This window comes from Streptomyces sp. N50 (assembly GCF_033335955.1).
In the GTDB taxonomy this organism is placed as follows: Bacteria; Actinomycetota; Actinomycetes; order Streptomycetales; family Streptomycetaceae; genus Streptomyces.
Genome location: NZ_CP137549.1, coordinates 7026684 through 7047259 on the forward strand (window position 1 = coordinate 7026684; position 20576 = coordinate 7047259).

At 71.1% G+C, this 20576-nt stretch carries 15 protein-coding genes, 1 pseudogene and 1 riboswitch; of the genes and pseudogenes, 10 read left to right on the forward strand and 6 right to left on the reverse strand.

Annotated features, from left to right (window positions below; translation table 11 throughout):
• Positions 1-2 precede the first annotated feature (2 nt).
• Positions 3-2459 (reverse strand): DNA topoisomerase IV subunit A, encoded by a 2457-nt coding sequence (locus R2B38_RS31705; RefSeq protein ID WP_318019269.1) that lies wholly within the window; start codon positions 2457-2459, stop codon positions 3-5.
• Positions 2460-2786: 327 nt separating this feature from the next.
• Between R2B38_RS31705 and R2B38_RS31710 the strand changes: the two genes are divergently transcribed.
• The 4 genes from R2B38_RS31710 (at position 2787) to R2B38_RS31725 (ending at position 7555) form a co-directional block, all read left to right on the forward strand.
• Entirely contained in the window at positions 2787-4142 is a 1356-nt protein-coding gene (locus R2B38_RS31710; protein ID WP_318019270.1) for a pitrilysin family protein, read from the forward strand.
• Positions 4139-5527 (forward strand): M16 family metallopeptidase, encoded by a 1389-nt coding sequence (locus tag R2B38_RS31715; protein WP_033283973.1) that lies wholly within the window; start codon positions 4139-4141, stop codon positions 5525-5527. The genes R2B38_RS31710 and R2B38_RS31715 overlap by 4 nt, the downstream gene beginning before the upstream one ends.
• Before the next feature lie 214 nt (positions 5528-5741).
• Positions 5742-5893: riboswitch (cyclic di-AMP (ydaO/yuaA leader) on the forward strand.
• 13 nt (positions 5894-5906) lie between these two features.
• The gene (locus R2B38_RS31720) at positions 5907-6662 is read left to right on the forward strand and encodes a M23 family metallopeptidase (protein WP_318019271.1); all 756 of its coding nucleotides are present in this window, start codon (positions 5907-5909) and stop codon (positions 6660-6662) included.
• 188 nt (positions 6663-6850) lie between these two features.
• Complete coding sequence (locus tag R2B38_RS31725; protein WP_033283971.1) at positions 6851-7555, forward strand: GntR family transcriptional regulator; 705 nt, start codon at positions 6851-6853, stop codon at positions 7553-7555.
• 162 nt (positions 7556-7717) lie between these two features.
• Here the strand turns inward: R2B38_RS31725 and R2B38_RS31730 are convergent, their stop codons facing one another.
• Positions 7718-7999 (reverse strand): HPr family phosphocarrier protein, encoded by a 282-nt coding sequence (locus R2B38_RS31730; RefSeq protein ID WP_019072943.1) that lies wholly within the window; start codon positions 7997-7999, stop codon positions 7718-7720.
• Between the two features lie 188 nt (positions 8000-8187).
• Here R2B38_RS31730 and R2B38_RS31735 point away from each other — a divergent pair, with 188 nt between their 5' ends.
• The 4 genes from R2B38_RS31735 (at position 8188) to R2B38_RS31750 (ending at position 13649) form a co-directional block, all read left to right on the forward strand.
• Positions 8188-11019, forward strand: a complete 2832-nt coding sequence (locus R2B38_RS31735) for a GNAT family N-acetyltransferase (RefSeq protein ID WP_318019272.1) — start codon at positions 8188-8190, stop codon at positions 11017-11019.
• Positions 11020-11171: 152 nt separating this feature from the next.
• Positions 11172-11768 carry a DUF5998 family protein gene (locus R2B38_RS31740; protein WP_078652624.1) on the forward strand — a complete coding sequence of 199 codons (597 nt, stop codon included), beginning with the start codon at positions 11172-11174 and terminating at the stop codon, positions 11766-11768.
• Positions 11768-12958: an alkaline phosphatase family protein gene (locus R2B38_RS31745; protein WP_318019273.1), complete on the forward strand. Its 1191-nt coding sequence runs from the start codon at positions 11768-11770 to the stop codon at positions 12956-12958. The genes R2B38_RS31740 and R2B38_RS31745 overlap by 1 nt, the downstream gene beginning before the upstream one ends.
• Before the next feature lie 43 nt (positions 12959-13001).
• Positions 13002-13649, forward strand: a complete 648-nt coding sequence (locus tag R2B38_RS31750) for a thymidine kinase (protein WP_033283967.1) — start codon at positions 13002-13004, stop codon at positions 13647-13649.
• On the opposite strand, the gene R2B38_RS31755 is transcribed toward R2B38_RS31750, so the two are convergent.
• Positions 13646-14449 carry a VOC family protein gene (locus tag R2B38_RS31755; RefSeq protein WP_318019274.1) on the reverse strand — a complete coding sequence of 268 codons (804 nt, stop codon included), beginning with the start codon at positions 14447-14449 and terminating at the stop codon, positions 13646-13648. The genes R2B38_RS31750 and R2B38_RS31755 overlap by 4 nt on opposite strands.
• A 322-nt stretch (positions 14450-14771) precedes the next feature.
• Between R2B38_RS31755 and R2B38_RS31760 the strand changes: the two genes are divergently transcribed.
• The gene (locus tag R2B38_RS31760; RefSeq protein WP_318019275.1) at positions 14772-15623 is read left to right on the forward strand and encodes a sulfurtransferase; all 852 of its coding nucleotides are present in this window, start codon (positions 14772-14774) and stop codon (positions 15621-15623) included.
• A gap of 68 nt (positions 15624-15691) precedes the next feature.
• Here R2B38_RS31760 and sepH read toward each other — a convergent pair.
• Positions 15692-16719 (reverse strand): annotated as a pseudogene (gene sepH, locus R2B38_RS31765) (septation protein SepH).
• 481 nt (positions 16720-17200) lie between these two features.
• On the opposite strand from sepH, the gene R2B38_RS31770 reads away from it, so the two are divergent.
• A complete protein-coding gene (locus R2B38_RS31770) occupies positions 17201-17953 on the forward strand; it encodes a hypothetical protein (RefSeq protein ID WP_318019276.1) in 753 nt (250 codons plus the stop codon).
• Here the strand turns inward: R2B38_RS31770 and R2B38_RS31775 are convergent.
• Both R2B38_RS31775 and R2B38_RS31780 read right to left on the reverse strand, forming a co-directional pair.
• On the reverse strand, positions 17877-19196 hold the full coding sequence (locus R2B38_RS31775) for a D-arabinono-1,4-lactone oxidase (RefSeq protein WP_318019277.1): 1320 nt from the start codon (positions 19194-19196) through the stop codon (positions 17877-17879). The genes R2B38_RS31770 and R2B38_RS31775 overlap by 77 nt on opposite strands.
• Positions 19156-20400, reverse strand: coding sequence for an MFS transporter (locus tag R2B38_RS31780; protein ID WP_033283961.1), 1245 nt, complete (start codon positions 20398-20400; stop codon positions 19156-19158). The genes R2B38_RS31775 and R2B38_RS31780 overlap by 41 nt, the downstream gene beginning before the upstream one ends.
• Positions 20401-20576 lie beyond the last annotated feature (176 nt).

Here is a 20576-nt window from a genome sequence, read left to right on the forward strand (position 1 = left end):
CGCTACACCGGCCCCGCCACCACCGACACCGTCTTCGCCAGCGACACGCCCGAGCCGTCGCGCCGCGGGTCCATCTCCGGGAGCTCCGCCGGGGTGCCGTCCCGTTGGGCGGCCTTCGCGGGTACGGGGCCGGCCCAGGCCAGGGAGAGGCAGTCCTCGCCCTTCAGGAAGCGCTGGCAGCGGACGCCGCCGGTGGCCCGGCCCTTGCGGGGGTACTGGTCGAACGGGGTCAGCTTGGCCGTCGTCTGGACGGAGTCGTCCAGGGTGCCGCGCGAACCCGCGACCGTGAAGACGACCGCGTCCACGGCGGGGTCGACGGCCGTGAAGGAGATGACCTTCGCGCCCTCGGTGAGTTTGATGCCCGCCATACCGCCGGCCGCGCGGCCCTGGGGACGCACCTGGGAGGCCTGGTAGCGCAGGAGTTGCGCGTCGTCCGCGATGAAGACCAGGTCCTCCTCGCCGGTGCGCAGCTCGACGGCGCCGACGATCCGGTCGCCGTCCTTGAGCGTGATGACCTCCAACTCCTCCTTGTTCGTGGGGTAGTCGGGGACCACGCGCTTGACGACGCCCTGTTCCGTGCCGATGGCGAGGCCGGGGGAGGACTCGTCGAGGGTCGTCAGGCAGATGACCGTCTCGCCCTCGTCCAGGGAGACGAACTCCGAGATCGGCGCGCCACCGGAGAGGTTCGGCGCGGCGGCCGTCTCCGGGAGCTGCGGCAGGTCCACGACGTTGATCCGCAGCAGGCGGCCGGCCGAGGTGACCGCGCCCAGCTCGCCGCGCGCGGTCGCCGGGACCGCCGAGACGATCACGTCGTGCTTGGTGCGCCGGGCCTCGGAGTCCTCCGGGAAGGGCTCGCCGTTCGCCGTACGGGCCAGCAGACCCGTCGAGGAGAGCAGCACCCGGCACGGGTCGTCGGCGACCTGGAGCGGCACGGTGGCGGCAGGGGCGCCCGCCGACTCCAGCAGGACCGTACGCCGGTCGGTGCCGAACTTCTTTGCCACCGCGGCCAGTTCGGTCGAGACCAGCTTGCGCAGCTCGGTGTCCGACTCCAGGATGCGGGTCAACTCGGCGATCTCCGCGCGGAGTCGCTCCATCTCCGACTCCAGCTCGATCCGGTCGAACCGGGTGAGGCGGCGGAGTGGGGTGTCCAGGATGTACTGCGTCTGGATGTCCGAGAGCGAGAAGCGGTCCATCAGGCTCTGCTTCGCCTGCGCGGAGTTGTCGCTGGAGCGGATGATCCGGATGACCTCATCGATGTCGATGAGCGCGGTGAGCAGACCCTCCACCAGGTGGAGGCGGTCGCGCCGCTTGGTGCGGCGGAACTCGCTGCGGCGCCGTACGACGTTGAAGCGGTGGTCGAGATAGACCTCCAGGAGTTCCTTGAGGCCGAGCGTGAGGGGCTGGCCGTCGACCAGCGCCACGTTGTTGATGCCGAAGGACTCCTCCATCGGCGTCAGTTTGTAGAGCTGCTCCAGGACCGCTTCCGGTACGAAGCCGTTCTTGATCTCGATGACCAGGCGCAGGCCGTGGGCGCGGTCGGTGAGGTCCTTGACGTCGGCGATGCCCTGCAGCTTCTTCGCGCCGACCAGGTCCTTGATCTTGGCGATGACCTTCTCGGGGCCTACGGAGAAGGGCAGTTCGGTGACGACGATGCCCTTGCGGCGCGCCGTCACGTTGTCCACGGCGACCGTGGCGCGGATCTTGAAGGTGCCGCGGCCCGTCTCGTACGCGTCCCGGATGCCGGTGAGGCCGACGATCCGGCCGCCCGTCGGCAGGTCGGGGCCGGGGACGTGCCGCATCAGGGAGTCCAGGTCCGCGTTCGGATAGCGGATCAAGTGCCGGGCGGCGGCGATGACTTCGCCCAGGTTGTGCGGCGGCATGTTGGTGGCCATGCCGACGGCGATGCCCGACGAGCCGTTCACCAGGAGGTTCGGGAAGGCGGCGGGCAGGGCCACCGGCTCCTGCTCCTGGCCGTCGTAGTTCGGGGAGAAGTCGACCGTGTCCTCGTCGATCGACTCGGTCATCAGGTTGGCCGCTTCGGACGGCCGGCACTCGGTGTACCGCATGGCGGCCGGCGGGTCGTCGTTGCCCAGTGAGCCGAAGTTGCCGTGGCCGTCGGCCAGCGGGACGCGCATGGAGAAGGGCTGCGCCATGCGCACCAGGGCGTCGTAGATCGACGCGTCCCCGTGCGGGTGCAGCTTGCCCATGACTTCACCGACGACACGCGCGCACTTCACGTAGCCGCGGTCGGGGCGCAGGCCCATCTCGTCCATCTGGTAGACGATCCTGCGATGAACCGGCTTCAGGCCGTCCCGGGCGTCCGGCAGGGCGCGGGAGTAGATGACCGAGTACGCGTACTCAAGGTAGGAGCCCTGCATCTCGTCGACGACGTCGATGTCGAGGATCCGCTCCTCGAACGAGTCGTCGGGCGGCGGGGTCTTCGTGCTGCGGCGGGCCATCGCTGCCGGCTCCTCTTTTCTGGTCGCTCGCCTGGGGGTCGCTCCCCTTCGGCTCACTCTTGCTGAAGCGTGAACGGGGTCTTGACGTGAACCATTGTGGACCGCGGCACTGACAACGCGGACCAGGACCCGGCGTTGCCCGCTCGGGTCCGTCGCCGGCGGCTGCCGCGTGAGTCCACGTGTGCGACTGCCCGCAGGCTACGCGATCTCGCTCTCGGCGTACGTCCGCCGGGAACTTCGCCGACGGTCCGCACGCTTGCATACAGTGGCGGGACGAGCAGGATTTCTGCGGTTCCAGCCAGAGAATCCGCGATCGAAGGGACGTACATGCCCATGGGTCACACGGCCACCGCCGAGGCAGGGTCCGGCGGTCTGACAGCGACCGAACACCGCTTGGCCAACGGTCTGCGCGTGGTCCTCTCCGAGGACCACCTGACCCCGGTCGCGGCGGTGTGCCTCTGGTACGACGTCGGTTCCCGCCACGAGGTCAAGGGGCGTACCGGCCTGGCTCACCTCTTCGAGCACCTGATGTTCCAGGGCTCCGGACAGGTGAAGGGCAACGGACACTTCGAACTGGTGCAGGGCGCGGGCGGTTCGCTCAACGGCACCACCAGCTTCGAGCGCACGAACTACTTCGAGACCATGCCCACCCACCAGTTGGAGCTCGCGCTCTGGCTGGAGGCCGACCGCATGGGCTCCTTGCTGGCCGCCCTGGACGAGGAGTCCATGGAGAACCAGCGGGACGTCGTCAAGAACGAGCGACGCCAGCGCTACGACAACGTGCCCTACGGGACGGCGTTCGAGAAGCTGACCGCCCTCGCCTACCCGGAGGGCCACCCCTACCACCACACGCCCATCGGCTCGATGGCGGACCTGGACGCGGCCACCCTGGAGGACGCGCGCGCGTTCTTCCGCACCTACTACGCGCCCAACAACGCGGTCCTGTCCGTGGTCGGCGACATCGACCCCGAGCAGACGCTCGCCTGGATCGAGAAGTACTTCGGGTCCATCGCCTCGCACGACGGCAAGCCCACGCCCCGTGACGGCGCGCTGCCCGACACGATCGGCGGGGAGCTGCGCGAGGTCGTCGTCGAGGAGGTCCCGGCCCGCGCCCTGATGTGCGCCTACCGGCTTCCGGAGGACGGCACGCGCGCGTCCGACGCGGCCGACCTCGCCCTCACCATCCTCGGCGGCGGCGAGTCCTCGCTCCTCTACAACCGCCTTGTACGGCGCGACCGTACGGCAGTCGCGGCCGGCTTCGGCCTGCTGCGGCTGGCCGGTGCGCCCTCCCTGGGGTGGTTGGACGTCAAGACGTCCGGTGACGTCGAGGTGCCGGTCATCGAGGCCGCCATCGACGAGGAGCTCGCCCGGTTCGCCGCGGAGGGCCCCACGGCCGAGGAAATGGAGCGCGCCCAGGCCCAGTTGGAGCGCGAGTGGCTCGACCGGCTCGGCACCGTCGCGGGCCGCGCCGACGAACTGTGCCGGTACGCCGTCCTGTTCGGCGACCCGCAGCTCGCCCTGACCGCCGTACAGCGCGTCCTGGACGTGACGGCCAAGGAGGTGCAGGAGGTCGCCAAGGCCCGGCTGCGCCCCGACAACCGCGCGGTGCTCGTCTACGAGCCGATCGCGGACGAGGATGACGAAGCAGAGGCCGGCGACGAGAACGAGGAGGCGGCCAAGTGACCGAGCTCGCCACGATGGAATTCCACCCGCAGCCCCAGGCCGGCGAGGCCAGGCCGTGGGCCTTCCCGGCCCCGGAGCGCGGGACGCTGGGCAACGGCCTGACGGTCCTGCGCTGCCACCGTCCCGGCCAGCAGGTCGTCGCCGTGGAGGTGCTGCTGGACGCGCCCCTGGAGGCCGAACCGGCGGGCCTGGACGGTGTCGCCACGATCACCGCGCGGGCCTTCTCCGAGGGCACCGACAAGCACTCCGCCGAGGAGTTCGCCGCCGAGCTGGAGCGCTCCGGCGCCACCCTCGACGCCCACGCCGACCACCCCGGGCTGCGCCTGAGCCTGGAGGTCCCGGCCTCGCGCCTGGCCAAGGGCCTCGGCCTGCTGTCGGACGCGCTCAGGGCACCCGCGTTCGCGGACAGCGAGGTCGAGCGGCTGGTCCGCAACCGCCTCGACGAGATCCCGCACGAGACGGCCAACCCGTCCCGCCGCGCGGCCAAGGAGCTCTCCAAGGAGCTGTTCCCGGCGACCTCGCGCATGTCGCGCCCGCGCCAGGGCACCGAGGAGACCGTCGAGAAGATCGACTCGGCGTCCGTACGCGCCTTCTACGACCGGCACGTCCGCCCCGCGACCGCCACCGTCGTGGTCGTCGGCGACCTCACCGGCATCGACCTGGACGCGCTCCTGGCCGACACCCTGGGTTCGTGGACGGGCTCCACCGCGCAGCCGCGTCCCGTGCCGCCGGTGACCGCCGACGACACCGGGCGCGTCGTGATCGTGCACCGTCCCGGCGCCGTCCAGACGCAGCTGCTCATCGGCCGCGTCGGATCCGACCGGCACGACCGTGTGTGGCCCGCCCAGGTGCTCGGCACGTACTGCCTCGGCGGCACCCTCACCTCCCGCCTGGACCGCGTCCTGCGCGAGGAGAAGGGCTACACCTACGGTGTGCGGGCGTTCGGCCAGGTGCTGCGTTCGGCACCCGACGGCACGGGCGCCTCGATGCTCGCCATCAGCGGCTCCGTGGACACCCCGAACACCGGTCCCGCGCTGGACGACCTGTGGACGGTGCTCCGCAAGCTCGCCGAGGGCGGACTCACCGACGCCGAGCGGGACATCGCCGTACAGAACCTCGTCGGCGTGGCGCCGCTCAAGTACGAGACCGCCGCGGCCGTCGCGAGCACGCTGGCCGACCAGGTCGAGCAGCACCTGCCCGACGACTACCAGGCGACGCTGTACCAGCAGCTCGCCGCGACCGGCACCGTGGAGGCCACCGCGGCGGTCGTGAACGCCTTCCCGGTGGACCGTCTGGTGACGATCCTGGTCGGCGACGCGGAGCAGATCAAGGAGCCCGTGGAGGCGCTCGGCATCGGCGAAGTGACCGTCGTCGCGGCCGAGTAGACGACCCGTAGCGAGCCGACGGGCGGCACGCGCGTGTGGGGGCCCTGGTGACGGAAGCGTCACCAGGGCCCCCTAATGTCCGAATTGGGGGAGAGGTTGCCTGTCTGCCCTGTGGCATGTGCAACAAAACCCGTGATCCGTTTGGGGATTGAAAGTGGCCCCCCTTAGCGTCGGTCCGGCTGTCCGTCAGGCACCGCGCCGCACTCGCGGCACCGGACAGTCATCGCCGAGTCCCCGTACGGCGCGAGCCAGGGGAGCCGGGGACCCACGTCCCTGGGGTGAATCGGACGCCCGTGGAGGGGGTCCGTAGGAGACCTTCCTGCTCCGAACCCGTCAGCTAACCCGGTAGGCGAGAAGGAAGGAAAGGACCAGCCACTCCATGGCGTTCACCCGCGCCACCGGGAAGCACCGTCGCCCGAGCCGGACCCACCGCACCACCGTTCGTGTCGCGAGTGTCGCGGCCCTCACCACCACCGGCGTCGTAGGCACCCTGGCCGCCGCCCCGGCGTTCGCCGCGGAGCCCGCCCCGGAACAGACCGGCCTCACCCCCGTCATCGCCATGGGCGACGCCGTCGCCGAGAAGATCGACGCCCAGGCCGCCGCCCAGCAGCAGGCCGCGGACGAGACGCTGGCCAAGGAGGTCGCCCGCGCCAAGGCCGCCGCACTGGCCAAGGCCGAGCGCGAGGCCGAGGTACGCGCCGCCCGCGCCGCCGAGCGCAAGAGGCTCAACACCTTCGTCGCACCGGTCACCGGCTCGTACGTCTCCACCGGCTACAAGACCGGCGGCTCCCTCTGGTCCTCCGGTGCCCACACCGGCATCGACTTCCACGCCTCGACCGGCACCTCCGTGCACGCGGTCGGCTCCGGCACCGTCGTCGACGCTGGCTGGGGCGGCTCGTACGGCAATCAAGTGGTGATCAAGATGGCCGACGGCATGTACACCATGTACGGCCACCTCTCGTCCATCGGTGTCTCCGTCGGCCAGACGGTCACCCCGGGACAGCAGATCGGCCTCTCCGGGGCGACCGGCAACGTCACCGGACCGCACCTCCACTTCGAGGCCCGCACGACCGCCGAGTACGGCTCCGACGTCGACCCCGTCGCGTACCTCCGCAAGCACGGTGTGAACGTCTGACGACGTAGCGCCGCACTTCCCGAAGCCCTGGCCCGCCCGGCCGGGGCTTTCGGCGTTTCCGGAGGCCTCCTGTCCAAAAAATATCCATGGATTCCGGCCCGCCATCGGAAATTCCCGCTCATTGCAATAGAGTCACGGAACACACGTCAATCGTCGACGTTTCACGGGGATTAAGGCGGAGGTCGGACATGCGTATTCCGGCGCACTCGGTATGCACGGCGATCCGGGACGACATCGTCGCCGGTGTCTACGAGCGCGGCAGCCGGCTCACGGAGGAACTCCTCGCGCGCCGGTACGGGGTCTCGCGCGTCCCCGTCCGGGAGGCCCTGCGCACGCTGGAGGCCGAGGGGTTCGTGGTGACCCGGCGGCACGCGGGCGCGTGCGTCGCGGAACCGACCGAGCAGGAGGCCGCCGACCTGCTGGAGATGCGGATGCTGCTGGAACCGCTCGGCGCCTCGCGGGCCGCCCAGCGGCGCACCGAGGCCCACCTCAAGGTGCTGCGCGGCCTCGTCAGGCTGGGCCAGGAGCGCGCCAGGCGGGGCAACAGCGAGGATCTGCGCTCCCTGGGCAGCTGGTTCCACGAGACGCTGGCACAGGCCTCCGGGAGCCCCGCGCTGACCTCGATGCTGACCCAGCTGCGGCACAAGATCGCCTGGATGTACGCGGTGGACGCCCCGGCCAACCCCGTCGAGTCCTGGGCCGAGCACGGGGCCATCGTGGACGCCGTGGCCCGCGGCGACAGCGAGCGCGCCCGGGCGATCACCGCCCTGCACACCGAGCGCGCGGGCACCGCGCACCGGCTGCGCTTTCCCGGCGGGGCGAACGGCGCGAACGGCACGGACCGTGTGAGGACTTCGCAACCTCCCGTAAACATGTCGGGTCTGCGGCATTAACACGGGCGCCGTATACAAAGAGGAGCTAATTCGCGGGGGATTATTTATGCTGCCCGCAAGTGGAATTGCGAAGGGCTCGCCCGGTAATTCGGACGAGCCCTTCGAGGTTGTGGTGCATCGTTTTCTGGGCGAAAAGCACCGCAACCCTCAATTGGGTGGTGCTCAGACAGTCTCGGGGAGTTCCTCAAGACCTTCCGCGACCAGCTTCGCCAGGCGGTCGAGGGCCGCGTCCGCGCCCTCGGCGTCCGACGCGAGGACGATCTCCTCGCCGCCCTGGGCGCCCAGGCCCAGAACCGCGAGCATGGAGGCCGCGTTGACGGGGTTGCCGTCGGCCTTGGCGATCGTCACGGGGATACCCGCGGCCGTGGTGGCCCGGACGAAGATGGAGGCGGGGCGGGCGTGAAGGCCCTCCGCCCAGCCGACGTTGACGCGGCGCTCAGCCATGTGATGCTGCCCTTCAGAGTCTCAGGGTTGTCTAGACCAGCTTCCCACACGTGAAGCGACCCCGGACCGGCCCTGTGAACCGTCCGGAGCGAGTCGTCGGACCGCGGCCTCGGCCCGACTTCCCGTGCTCTGTTGTTCCCACAGACTGCCTCGCGCCGTTGTCAGACGCGAGCCGTACGCTGGGCCCCATGCAGCAGACCTCGTCGGACCGGCACGAGTACCCCGCCCACTGGGAAGCCGACGTGGTGCTGCGCGACGGGGGTACCGCGCGCATCAGGCCCATCACCGTCGACGACGCTGATCGCCTGGTCAGCTTCTACGAGCAGGTCTCCGACGAGTCGAAGTACTACCGCTTCTTCGCGCCGTATCCGCGCCTGTCCGCCAAGGATGTCCACCGCTTCACGCACCACGACTTTGTGGACCGGGTGGGACTCGCGGCCACCGTCGGCGGCGAGTTCATCGCCACCGTACGCTATGACCGCATTAGTGCCGACGGGCGTGCCGCCTCCGCCCCGGCCGACGAGGCCGAGGTCGCCTTCCTGGTGCAGGACGCCCACCAGGGGAGGGGCGTCGCCTCCGCCCTCCTGGAGCACATCGCCGCCGTCGCCCGCGAGCGCGGCATCCGCCGCTTCGCCGCCGAGGTGCTGCCCGCCAACAACAAGATGATCAAGGTGTTCACGGACGCCGGCTACACCCAGAAGCGCAGCTTCGAGGACGGCGTCGTCCGCCTGGAGTTCGACCTCGAACCCACGGACCGGTCCCTCGCCGTGCAGCGCGCGCGGGAGCAGCGGGCCGAAGCACGGTCCGTACGGCGGCTGTTGGTGCCCGGGTCGGTGGCCGTCGTCGGTGTCGGCCGTTCCCCCGGAGGGGTGGGTCGCAGCGTTCTCGACAACATCAGGGACGCCGGTTTCACCGGTGGCCTGTACGCCGTGAACAAGGCCTTCCCCGAGGAGCAGAAGGACCTCGACGGGGTGCCGGCGTACCGCTCGGTGCGCGACATCGAAGGCCCCGTGGACCTCGTGGTCGTCGCCGTCCCGGTCGAGCACGTCCCCGAAGTCGTCACCGAGTGCGGCGAACACGGGGTGCAGGGGCTCGTCGTGGTCACCGCCGGGTACGCCGAGAGCGGCCCCGAGGGACGCGAGCGCCAGCGTGAACTCGTGCGCCACGCGCGCACGTACGGCATGCGCATCATCGGACCGAACGCCTTCGGGGTCATCAACACCGCGGCCGACGTACGCCTGAACGCCTCCCTCGCCCCCGAGATGCCGCGCCCCGGACGCATCGGCCTCTTCGCACAGTCCGGCGCCATCGGCATCGCCCTGCTGTCCCGCCTGCACCGGCGTGGCGGCGGGGTCACCGGAGTCACCGGCGTCTCCACCTTCGTGTCGTCCGGGAACCGCGCGGACGTCTCCGGGAACGACGTCCTTCAGTACTGGTACGACGACCCCGACACCGACGTCGCCCTCATGTACCTGGAGTCCATCGGCAACCCCCGCAAGTTCACCCGCCTCGCCCGGCGCACAGCGGCCGCGAAACCACTGGTCGTCGTCCAGGGCGCCGGATCCGCACCCCAGGGACACGCGGTTCGTGCGACCCGGCTGCCGCACGCGACCGTGTCCGCGCTGCTCCGCCAGGCCGGGGTGATCCGCGTCGAGACGATCACCGAACTGGTCGACACGGGGCTGCTCCTCGCGCGCCAGCCACTGCCCGGCGGGCCGAGGGTGGCGATCGTCGGGAACTCCGAGTCGCTCGGGCTGCTGACCTACGACGCGTGCCTCTCCGAGGGGCTGCGGCCGCTCGCCCCGCTGGATCTGACCACGGCGGCCACTGCGGGGGACTTCCATCGGGCGCTGTCGGAGGCGTTGGCCGACGAGGCGTGCGATGCGGTCGTGGTGACGGCGATACCCGCGGTGGGGGAGGGGCCGGCCGAGGACGCGGCGCTGGCGGAGGCACTGCGGTCCGCTGCCGCAGCGGCTCCCGGGAAGCCGGTGCTGGTGGTGCACGTGGAGCTCGGCGGACTGGCAGAAGCGCTGTCGGCCGCGATGAGCACGGCACCCCAGGCCGTCTCGAAGCGGGAGGACCCCCAACTCCCCGCGGAACGACCGCCCACCGCGGAAGCCGAACGAACAGTCACCGGGGTGCCGGCATCCGAAGGCGGGGGCCTCATCCCCGCCTTCCCTGCCGCCGAGCGTGCCGTCCGCGCCCTCGCCGAAGCCGTGAAGTACGCCCAGTGGCGGCGCGAGGCCACCGACCCCGGCCGGGTCCCCGAGTTCGAGGACATCGACGAGAAGGGCGCCGCCGGGCTGATCGGCGGCCTCCTCGCGCGCGGGCAGGGCCTCACCCTCGGCGTCGACGACACCTGCGACCTGCTCGGCAAGTACGGCGTCGACGTCCACCGCGCGCTCCCCGCACCCACCCCCGACACCGCCGCCGAGGCCGCCCACACCCTCGGCTACCCGGTCGCCCTCAAGGCCACCGCCCCGCACCTGCGCCACCGCGCCGACCTGGGCGGCGTACGGCTGGATCTCGCGGACGAGGACCAACTGCGGCGGGCGTACGCCGAGTTGGGCGAGCTGTTCGGGACGCCGGAGGAACTGCGGCCGGTGGTGCAGCGGATGGCACCGCGCGGGGTCGACACCGTCGTACGGGCCGTCATCGATCCGGCGGCCGGAGCCGTGCTGTCGTTCGGGCTCGCCGGAGCCGCCTCGCAGCTGCTCGGGGACACCGCGCACCGGCTGATTCCGGTCACGGACCGGGAGGCCGGTTCGCTGGTCAGATCGATCCGGACGGCGCCGCTCCTGTTCGGCTGGCGCGGCTCCACACCGGTCGACACGCCTGCCCTGGAGGAGCTGATGCTGCGGGTGTCGCGGCTGGTCGACGACCATCCCGAGGTCGTCGCCGTGACCCTGGAGCCGGTCGTCGTGGCCGCGCGCGGCCTGAGCGTGCTCGGCGCCTCCGTCCGCCTGGCCCCGCCGCCCGCCCGCGACGACCTCGGCCCGAGGACGCTTCCCGTGTACTGACCGACGGACGTACTGAGGGACGTGCTCACGGACGTACGGAAGGACGCTTCCCGCGCGCGGGTCCGGTCTCCCCTCGTACCGGTCCCGCGTCCTGAGACGGCTGTGACAAGACAGTGCTCGGCGGTGCCTCGCAGTCAGTGCGCCACCGTAGGATGGACGTCATGGCCAAGACCAGTACGACGACCCAGGGGCTGCGTGCGGCGATCGAGCGCAGCGGCTACTACCCGGCCCTCGTGGCCGAGGCGGTGGAGGCCGCCGTGGGCGGCGAGCCGATCCGGTCGTTCCTGGTCCACCAGGAGACCACGTTCGACCAGAACGAGGTGCGCCGGCATGTGACCGTGCTCGTCCTCACCGGCAACCGCTTCATCGTCAGCCACACCGACGAGCAGGCGGCCGACAGCACCTCCCCGACGCCGTACGCGACGACGTCCACGGAGTCCGTGAAGCTCGGCCGGATCTCGTCCGTGGTGCTCAGCCGCGTGGTCGCCAACCCGGAGTCGTACACGCCAGGGACGCTGCCGCGCGAGGTCGTGCTGACCATCGGCTGGGGCGCCGTCGCCCGGATCGACCTGGAGCCGGCCGCCTGCGGCGACCCCAACTGCGAGGCGGACCACGGCTATACGGGCAACTCGACGGCGGACGACCTGAGCCTGCGCGTCAGCGAAGCCGGCGACGGCCCGGAGACGGTCCAGCAGACCCTCGCCTTCGCGCAGTCCCTCTCCGAGGCGACCGCGGACGTCCCGCGCTGATGGCCCAGCCCGCGACCTGGGACCACCCGGAGCCCCTCGCCATCGCCTCCGCGCCCGTCCCCGAGTACGGCTCCGGCTCCCTCGCCGACCTGCTGCCCACGCTGGCCGCGGGCATGGGCGTACCCGGTACGACCGCGGCGATCCCGGAGCTGACCCCGGCCGACCGGAACTGCGTCTTCCTGATCGACGGCCTCGGCTGGGAGCAGATCAAGGACCACGCCGACGAGGCGCCATATCTGCACGCGCTCCTCGGCAGCTCACGCGGCGGCACCGGACGTCCGCTCACCGCCGGCTATCCGGCGACCACCGCGACCTCCCTCGCCTCCGTCGGCACGGGCCTGCCGCCCGGCGCCCACGGCCTGCCCGGCTACACCGTGCGCAACCCGGCCACCGGCGAGCTGATGAACCAGCTCCGCTGGCAGCCGTGGACCAAGCCGGGCCCCTGGCAGCCGTACCCCACGATCTTCCAACTGGCCCACGACGCGGGCGTGCACGCGGCGCAGGTCTCCTCGCCGACCTTCCAGAACACCCCGCTGACGAAGGTCGCGCTCAGCGGCGGAACGTTCCACGGGCGGCTCACCGGCGAGGAGCGCATGGACCTCGCGGCCGAGCAACTGGCCGCCGGGGACCGCTCCTTGGTCTACACGTACTACGCCGAACTCGACGGCGCGGGCCACCGCTACGGCATCGCCTCCGACACCTGGCGCGGCCAACTCATGTACGTCGACCGGCTCGTCCAGCGCCTCGCCGGGCAACTCCCGCCGCGCAGCGCGCTGTACGTCACCGCTGACCACGGCATGATCGACGTGCCCTTCGACGAGGAGCACCGCATCGACTTCGACGCGGACTGGGAACTGCGCGCCGGCGTAGCCCTCCTCGGCGGCGAGGGTCGCGCCCGCCACGTCTACGCGGTGCGGGGCGCCGAGAACGACGTGCTGACCTGCTGGCGCGAGGTCCTCGGCGAGCAGTTCTGGGTGGCCTCGCGGGACGAGGCGATCGCGGCGGGCTGGTTCGGCCCGCACATCGACGACCGCGTCTACGACCGCCTCGGCGACGTGATCGCGGCGGCCCGGGACGACGTCCTGATCATCGCGTCCGAGCGGGAGCCGAAGGAGTCTGCGATGGTCGGCAACCACGGTTCGATGACCCCTGCCGAGCAGCTGGTCCCCCTGCTCGAAGTACGCTCCTGAAGCCCCACCGTCCGCCTCTTCGCCGAAAGGTGCTCAACTCCCCATGCCCGAGCTGGTGTTCTTCTCCGGAACGATGGACTGCGGGAAGTCGACCCTGGCGCTCCAGATCGAGCACAACCGCTCGGCGCGCGGACTGGCGGGGATGATCTTCACACGGGACGACCGCGCGGGCGAGGGAAAGCTTTCCTCACGCCTCGGACTGGTCACCGACGCGGTGGAGGTCGAGGACGAGCAGGACCTCTACGCGTACGTCGTCGACCACCTCTCCCAGGGCGGCCGCGCGGACTACGTCATCGCCGACGAGGCACAGTTCCTGGCGCCGGTGCAGATCGACCAACTCGCGCGCGTGGTCGACGACCTGAGCCTCGACGTCTACGCCTTCGGCATCACGACCGACTTCCGCTCCAAGCTCTTCCCCGGCTCCCAGCGTCTGGTCGAACTCGCCGACCGCGTCGAGGTCCTCCAGGTCGAGGCCCTCTGCTGGTGCGGCGCCCGCGCCACCCACAACGCCCGCACGATAGGCGGAGAGATGGTCGTCGAGGGCGCCCAGGTCGTCGTGGGCGACGTCAACCAGGCGGAAGCGGTCGGCTACGAGGTCCTGTGCCGCCGCCACCACCGCCGCCGCATGACAGCGGCCACGGCTCGGGCGGCGGCCCTGTCACCGGACGTACTGCCGATGACGTCGGCCTAGCGCGGCCCCTCGATCACCGAGAACATCGCGCCCTCGGGGTCCGCGACCGTGGCCACGCGGCCGTGGGGGCTGTCGTGTGGCGGTTCGAGGGTGTGGCCGCCCAGGTCCGTGACGCGGCGCAGGGCCTCGTCCGTGTCGGCGACCTCGAAGTACGTCATCCAGTGCGGGCCCCGGTCGCGGGGCAGGGCCGCGCCGACGCCGTGGATGCCGGCGACCGGGTGGCCGTCCAGGTGCAGGGTGACGTAGTCGAGGTCGGCGGAGACCACCGGGACCTCCTCGTAGCCGAAGACCGCCTCGTAGAACTTGGCGACGCTCGCGGTCTCGGAGGTCAGCAGTTCGTTCCAGGCGGGTGTGCCGGGGACGCCGGTGAGGATCGTGCCGAGGTGGTCGGAGGCCTGCCAGATGCCGAAGACCGCGCCCGACGGGTCGGAGCCGATCGCCAGCCGGCCGGCCTCGGCCGCGTCCAGCGGACCCACCCCGACCGTGCCGCCGCACATCCGTACCGTCTCGGCCGTCTGGTCGACGTCGTCCGAGGCGAGATACGGCGTCCACGCGATGGGCAGATGCCGGTCAGGGGGCAGCTGCCCGATGCCGGCCACCTCCTGCCCGTCGAGCAGGGCCCGTGCGTAGGGGCCGAGCTGCTGCGGCCCGGGCTGGAACTCCCAGCCGAACAGCTCTCCGTAGAACTCCTGAGTCGCGGCCATCCCGTGCACCATCAGACTCACCCAGCAGGGCGCGCCCTGCGTACGCCGAGTGTGCGTGTCGCCGTTCAGGCCGGCCGACCCCCGTGCCTCGGTCATCGTCACCTTCTCCTAGGCCCCTCGCGGTGGCCGTATCGCTTCCGCAGTGCGGATCCGCGTGCCGCCAGCCGCGTGCACGCCCCGTGCCGATGCTCGCACCCCCCGTGACGCACCGCGCCCCGGCCGCGCCGTCGGCGGGCGGCTCACATGGAGAGGATGACCGATCTGCGGCCACTCGTCCGTTTCCGGATGATTGCCGAGGGGTGTCCATCGGCTGTACAGCATGTGCTCGTTCCCGTACGCCTCGTGATCGAGGCTGTCCGGCCGAGCAGAGTAGTCGGCCCTGGACGCGACGGCCACCCCTTGCGCAAGGATGGTGGCCATGAACGCCATCATCTCCGCATCCGAACTGGCGAGCGATCTCGCCGGGACGAACCCGCCGGTCCTGCTCGACGTCCGCTGGCAGCTCAGCGTCGCGAAGGCCGCAGGTGAGCCGCCCTTCGACGGCCGCGCCGAGTACGCGGCCGGGCACATCCCAAGTGCCGTCTACGTAGACCTCGATCAGGAACTCGCCTCGGCGCCCGGTGCGCGCGGGCGCCACCCGCTGCCCGACACCGCGCGCTTCGGCGCCGCGATGCGCCACGCGGGCGTGTCGGCCGACCGCGCGGTCGTTGTGTACGACGGCGGCCAGGGCTGGGCGGCGGCACGCGCGTGGTGGCTGCTGCGCTGGACGGGTCACCCGGACGTGCGGGTCCTCGACGGCGGCCTTCCCTCCTGGGAGGGGTCTCTGGAGACGGCCGCACCGACGCCGGCCGAGGGCGACTTCATCCCGGAACCGGGCGCCGTGGAACTCCTCGACGCCGACGGAGCCGCCGCCCTCGCCCGCACCGGGGTCCTGTTCGACGCCCGCGCGGGGGAGCGTTACCGGGGCGAGGTGGAACCGATCGACCGCGTCGGCGGCCACATCCCGGGCGCCCTGTCCGCCCCCACGAACGAGAACGTGGGCCCGGACGGCCGCTTCCTCCCGCCGGACCAGCTGGCCGCCCGCTTCAAGTCCCTTGGCGCCACGGAGGGTTCGGGCGTCGGCGTGTATTGCGGCTCGGGCGTCTCGGGCGCCCACGAGGTACTGGCCCTGGCGGTCGCCGGGATCCCGGCCGCGCTCTACGTGGGCTCCTGGTCGGAGTGGTCCTCGGACCCGGAGCGACCGGTCGCAGTGGGTCCCGATCCCCAGTAAGCGCTCGCATGACGAAAGGGCCCGCGGCCGAACCGGCCGCGGGCCCTCCCGTACGAGCAACTGTCCTGCTACTCCTGCTTCTTCCTGCGCGTCCCGAAGACGATCTCGTCCCAGCTCGGAACGGCCGCTCTACGGCCCGGACGGACGCCGTCCGCCTCGGCCTGGCGGTCGGTGGACCCGATGAGGCGGTCGCGATGGGCTCCTACGGAGCGGGGCATCAGGACGTCCGCGTACGCCGAACCGGCCGAGGCCGCGGGAGCCGGGGGCTCCTCCTCTTCCGGTTCCGCCGCGGGCTCCTCCGGGGGATCCGAGGGGCGCTCGGGGACCACCATGTCGCCGCGGAAGCTCGGTACCGCCTCCAGGAGGCTGGTCAGCGAGTCGCGCTCGCTCTCCTCGGCCACCGGCTCGGGCGACGGCAGCGCGGGACGCTCCGGGCGCTCCAGGGCACGGTCCAGCGGGCGGTCCCGGGGCAGCCGGGCGATCCGCGGCACGAACGGGAAGCTGGGCTCGGGTGTGGCGGAGAGGTCGTCGGACTCGCCGATCAGCGAGCGTGCCTCGTCGTCGACGGCCTGGACGAGCCGCCGGGGCGGGTCGTACGTCCAGCTCGCCGAGTGCGGTTCGCCCGCGACCCGGTAGACCAGCAGGACCTCCCAGGTGCCGTCGTCGCGGCGCCAGGAGTCCCACTGGACGGTGTCCTTCTCGGCACCGCGCAGCGTCAGGCGCTCCTGGACGGCCTCGCCGAGCTGGGGTCCCGCGTTCTCGCCGGGGCGGCGGACGGGGTCTTCCGGGCGCGCTCGGCCATGAAGGCGCGCTCCGCGAGGACGGGGCCCTCGAAGCGGCGCACCCGGTCGACGGGGATACCGGCTAGTTGGGCGACTTCCTCCGCGGAGGCGCCGGCACGTATACGTGCCTGAATGTCTCGGGGGCGGAGATGGCTCTCCACCTCGATCTCGATCTGGCCGAGGCGGGGACGGTCGCCGCGTACCGCGGCGCGCAGACGCTCGTCAATCGGAAGCGTGTACTCCGTGCTGTCCGCAGCCTTCAGCACCAGCCGTGTGCCGTCGTTAGAGACGGCCACGACACGCAGTTCGGGCATGGGGACCTCCCGGGTGGTGCCTGCCGACGTCACGTGCGTCGCTGCTTCCGCTAGTCGAGTGTGGCCTGCCCGGGTGCAGCCTGCCACAACCTTGCCGAGTTGCCCGGCGTGTCGGGCACGGGCCCTGACTCGCCGTTATGGCACGGTTACCTATTCGCAACGCTAAGTGACCAACTACGTCACCCTGTGCAACTGGCCCCCTCTGGGCGGTCCATTGAGGCCGCGGACGCCCTGGCAGGAGACCGCACCCAGGGCTCGCAACAGTACTCCATTTGGACCACGTGCGTGGATTGGCACGCCGCCCAACTTCTTGTGGGGGGCGGGACTTGGCGGCCTGGAGCGGGGTTCGGGCGATCTTGAAAGTGGCGTACTTCACGCAATAGCCCGAAACGGAACTATCGCTTTCGGCCGTACGTCCCTTTGTCGTACAGATAGTTGATCAGGTACGAGAAAGTGCGAGAAAGCGAGGCTAGGTCCCGGAATGCGTGCAAGGCCCGATGTCAGCAAGAAGCGGATCGATCTGAGCGTCCCTCAAGTCGCGGGAAGTGCGGTGGCGGCGGTGGTGGCCGCCAAACTCGCCTCCTACTTCGGGGTCTACGGCACGATCCTCGGCGCCGGCGTCGTGAGCGCGATAGCCACCTCCGGAGGCACCGTCTTCCAGCACTTCTTCAGCCGGACCGGCGCACAGCTCCGGGAGGCGACCGTCACCTCCAAGGAAACCGTCACCTCCAGGGAGGCGGAACAAGTCCCCGCGCGTCCAGGGGAGTTCACGGAGGGCACGGTCTACCGCGCACGGGTGGGCGGTTGGAGCTGGAAGCGCCCGGTGCTCGCCGCGGCCCTCGTCTTCGGGGTCACGATGACCGGGATCACCGTGTACGAGCTGGTGTCCGGGGACAGCTTCAGCGGCGGCAAGGGCACCACGGTCAGCTCCGCCGTCACCGGCCACGACACGTCCTCGTCCCCGAAGTCCGGTGACGGCGAGCCGAGTCCGGCCGATTCCCCGTCCGGCTCCCCGGACGGTTCGTCGGCCGCCCCGGAGACGTCATCCGGTGCGACCGACGGCGGCACAGAGTCCAACAGCGGCGGTACGACGCCCAGTCCGACGCCCAGCGCTTCGGACGGCGGCGGTACGCCGACCCCCACGCCCAGCGCGTCCGCTACTGACCCAGCACCCTCCGCAAGTAGTCGTTCTGGAACCGGCGATCAGGATCCAGCCGATCCCGCAACGCCGTGAACTCGCCGAAGCGCGGGTAGACCCCGGCGAAGTACTCCGCGTCCCGGGTGTGCACCTTGCCCCAGTGCGGCCGGCCCTCGTGCGCGGTGAGGATGCGCTCGGCGGCGGTGAAGTACGCCTGGTACGGCGTGCCCTTGAACATGTGCACGGCGATGTAGGCACTGTCCCGGCCGGAGGCGGTGGACAGGGCGATGTCGTCCGCGGGGGCGGTGCGGACCTCGACCGGGTAACTGACCCTGAAGTCGGAACGGTCGACCATCGCCTTGAGTTCCCGCAACGTGTCCACCAGGGCCGCGCGCGGGACGGCGTACTCCATCTCCACGAACCGCACCCGGCGGGGCGAGGTGTAGACCTTGTAGGGGATGTCCGTGTACGTCCGCGTGGACCAGGCCCGGGTGGAGATCTGGGCGATGGTCGGGATGGTCGCGGGCGCCGCGCGGCCGACCATGTTGGCCACCTGCCAGAGGCCGTTGGAGACGAACTCGTCCTCGAACCAGCCGGCCACCTTGCCCACCGGCTGCTCCGGGCCCGCGCTGCGGTTGTTGCGCTTGGTGTTGGTGCTCGCGGTGTGCGGGAACCAGTAGAACTCGAAGTGCTCGTTCTCGGCCCAGAGTTCGTCGAAGCGTCCGGTGACCTCGTCGAAGGTCATCGGCTCCTCGCGGGCCGTGAGCAGGAAGACGGGCTCCACGGCGAAGGTGATCGCGGTGACGACGCCCAGGGCGCCGAGGCCTATGCGGGCGACCGCGAAGATCTCCGGGTTCTCCTTCTCGGAGCACGTCAGCACCGAGCCGTCCGCCGTGACCAGCTCAAGTCCCCTGATCTGGGCGGCTATCGACGCCGACTCGCGGCCGGTGCCGTGGGTGCCGGTGCTGATCGCCCCGGAGACCGTTTGCTCCATGATGTCGCCCATGTTCGTGAGCGACAGGCCCTCGCGCGCGAGAGCCATGTTGAGTCTCTTGAGCGGGGTGCCCGCCTCGACCGTGACCGTCAAGGCATCGCGATCAATGTTGCGGATGCCGGTCAACAGTTGAGGGCGGATCAACACACCGTCCGTGGCGGCGATCGACGTGAAGGAGTGCCCGCTGCCGACGGCCTTCACCGTGAGACCGTCCTCACCGGCCCTCCGTACGGCCGCGGCCAGTTCGTCGACGGAGGCGGGCGTGACCTCCCGCGCGGGCCGCGACGCGACCGTACCGCCCCAGTTACGCCACGTGCCGTTCTTCGCGCTCGCTGTGGTGCTCAACGGTGCCTCCCCGACCCGGCGCCGGTCTGCTGAGCCGGCGGTACCCGAGGAAACCCACCGCGACCGCGACGGCACCGGCGACGACCGGAACCCCGTACCCGGCACGCGCGCCGGCTGCGTCGATCACCCAGCCGGCGACGGAGGAGCCGAGCGCGACCCCGACCGCCAGGCCGGTGCTCACCCAGGTCATGCCCTCGGTGAGCTTCGCGCGAGGTACGTGCTCTTCTATGAGGGACATCGTCGTGATCATCGTGGGTGCGATGGACAGGCCCGCAAGGAACAGCGCCACGGCCAGAAGCGGCAAGTTTCCGACCAGTAGGAGGGGGATCATACTCACGGCCATCGTGCATATGCCCAGCAGCCATCGACGTTCCGGGGCTCCCCGGAAGCGCAGCAGCCCGAACACGACACCCGCCGCGCAGGAGCCCGCCGCGTACAGCGCGAGGACGATGCTGGCGCCGCCCTTGTGACCTTGCTCGTCGGCGAACGCCACGGTGACCACATCCACCGCCCCGAAGATCGCCCCGGTCGCCACGAAGGTGGCCACCAGCACCTGGAGACCGGCGGTCCGCAGCGCCGAGCCACCACCCTTGTCGCCACGCGCGCGTGGATGCGGCGCGGGCTCGGTGGCCCGCTGGGCGGTCAGCCAGAAGACACCCACCGCCAGGAAGCAGGCGGCGAGCAGGGGACCGGCCTCCGGGAACCACGCCGTGGACAGTCCGATGGAGATGATCGGCCCGAAGATGAAACACACCTCGTCGACCACGGACTCCAGGGAGTACGCGGTGTGGAGTTGCGGGGTGCCCCGGTAGACGGCCGCCCAGCGCGCGCGGACCATCGCCCCCAGGCTCGGCACCGAGCCGATCCCGGCCGCGGACACGAACAGCACCCAGTCCGGCCACGCGAAGCGGGCGGCCAGCAGCAGCACGGTCGCCGCGGTCAGGGCGACGAGCGTCGCCGGACGCAGCACCCGCCGCTGCCCGTACTGGTCGACCCAGCGCGAGATCCGCGGCCCGATCGCGGCGGCGGCCAGCGCGATGGTGGCCGACAGAGCGCCCGCGAGCCCGTAGCGCCCGTTGATCTGGGAAATCATCGTGACCACGCCGATGCCCATCATCGACAGGGGCATACGGCCGAGGAACCCCGCGGCGGAGAAGCCCTTGGAGCCGGGTGCGGCGAACAGGGCGCGATAGGGGCTGGGCACGGGGGTCTCCGGTCGGAATGGCGTGGTGGCGGCTCGGCGGTGCTGCGGTGATGCGGTGACGGCTGGGTAAGGTGCGAACGCAGCTGATACAGCTTACGAGTGTGCTGACCTGGACGCACCTGTCCGGAGGCCCCGGGATCCCGGTCCGGCCCCCTCCGTGTCCCGTCTGTCAGTGG

What these genes read in the sequence shown, in the direction of transcription:
- R2B38_RS31705 (WP_318019269.1), bottom strand. Translation starts at nt 2,459, where the DNA reads ATGGCCCGCCGCAGCACGAAGACCCCGCCGCCCGACGACTCGTTCGAG.
- R2B38_RS31710 (WP_318019270.1), top strand. Translation starts at nt 2,787, where the DNA reads ATGCCCATGGGTCACACGGCCACCGCCGAGGCAGGGTCCGGCGGTCTG.
- R2B38_RS31720 (WP_318019271.1), top strand. Translation starts at nt 5,907, where the DNA reads ATGGCGTTCACCCGCGCCACCGGGAAGCACCGTCGCCCGAGCCGGACC.
- R2B38_RS31725 (WP_033283971.1), top strand. Translation starts at nt 6,851, where the DNA reads ATGCGTATTCCGGCGCACTCGGTATGCACGGCGATCCGGGACGACATC.
- R2B38_RS31730 (WP_019072943.1), bottom strand. Translation starts at nt 7,999, where the DNA reads ATGGCTGAGCGCCGCGTCAACGTCGGCTGGGCGGAGGGCCTTCACGCC.
- R2B38_RS31735 (WP_318019272.1), top strand. Translation starts at nt 8,188, where the DNA reads ATGCAGCAGACCTCGTCGGACCGGCACGAGTACCCCGCCCACTGGGAA.
- R2B38_RS31740 (WP_078652624.1), top strand. Translation starts at nt 11,172, where the DNA reads ATGGACGTCATGGCCAAGACCAGTACGACGACCCAGGGGCTGCGTGCG.
- R2B38_RS31745 (WP_318019273.1), top strand. Translation starts at nt 11,768, where the DNA reads ATGGCCCAGCCCGCGACCTGGGACCACCCGGAGCCCCTCGCCATCGCC.
- R2B38_RS31750 (WP_033283967.1), top strand. Translation starts at nt 13,002, where the DNA reads ATGCCCGAGCTGGTGTTCTTCTCCGGAACGATGGACTGCGGGAAGTCG.
- R2B38_RS31755 (WP_318019274.1), bottom strand. Translation starts at nt 14,449, where the DNA reads ATGACCGAGGCACGGGGGTCGGCCGGCCTGAACGGCGACACGCACACT.
- R2B38_RS31760 (WP_318019275.1), top strand. Translation starts at nt 14,772, where the DNA reads ATGAACGCCATCATCTCCGCATCCGAACTGGCGAGCGATCTCGCCGGG.
- R2B38_RS31770 (WP_318019276.1), top strand. Translation starts at nt 17,201, where the DNA reads ATGCGTGCAAGGCCCGATGTCAGCAAGAAGCGGATCGATCTGAGCGTC.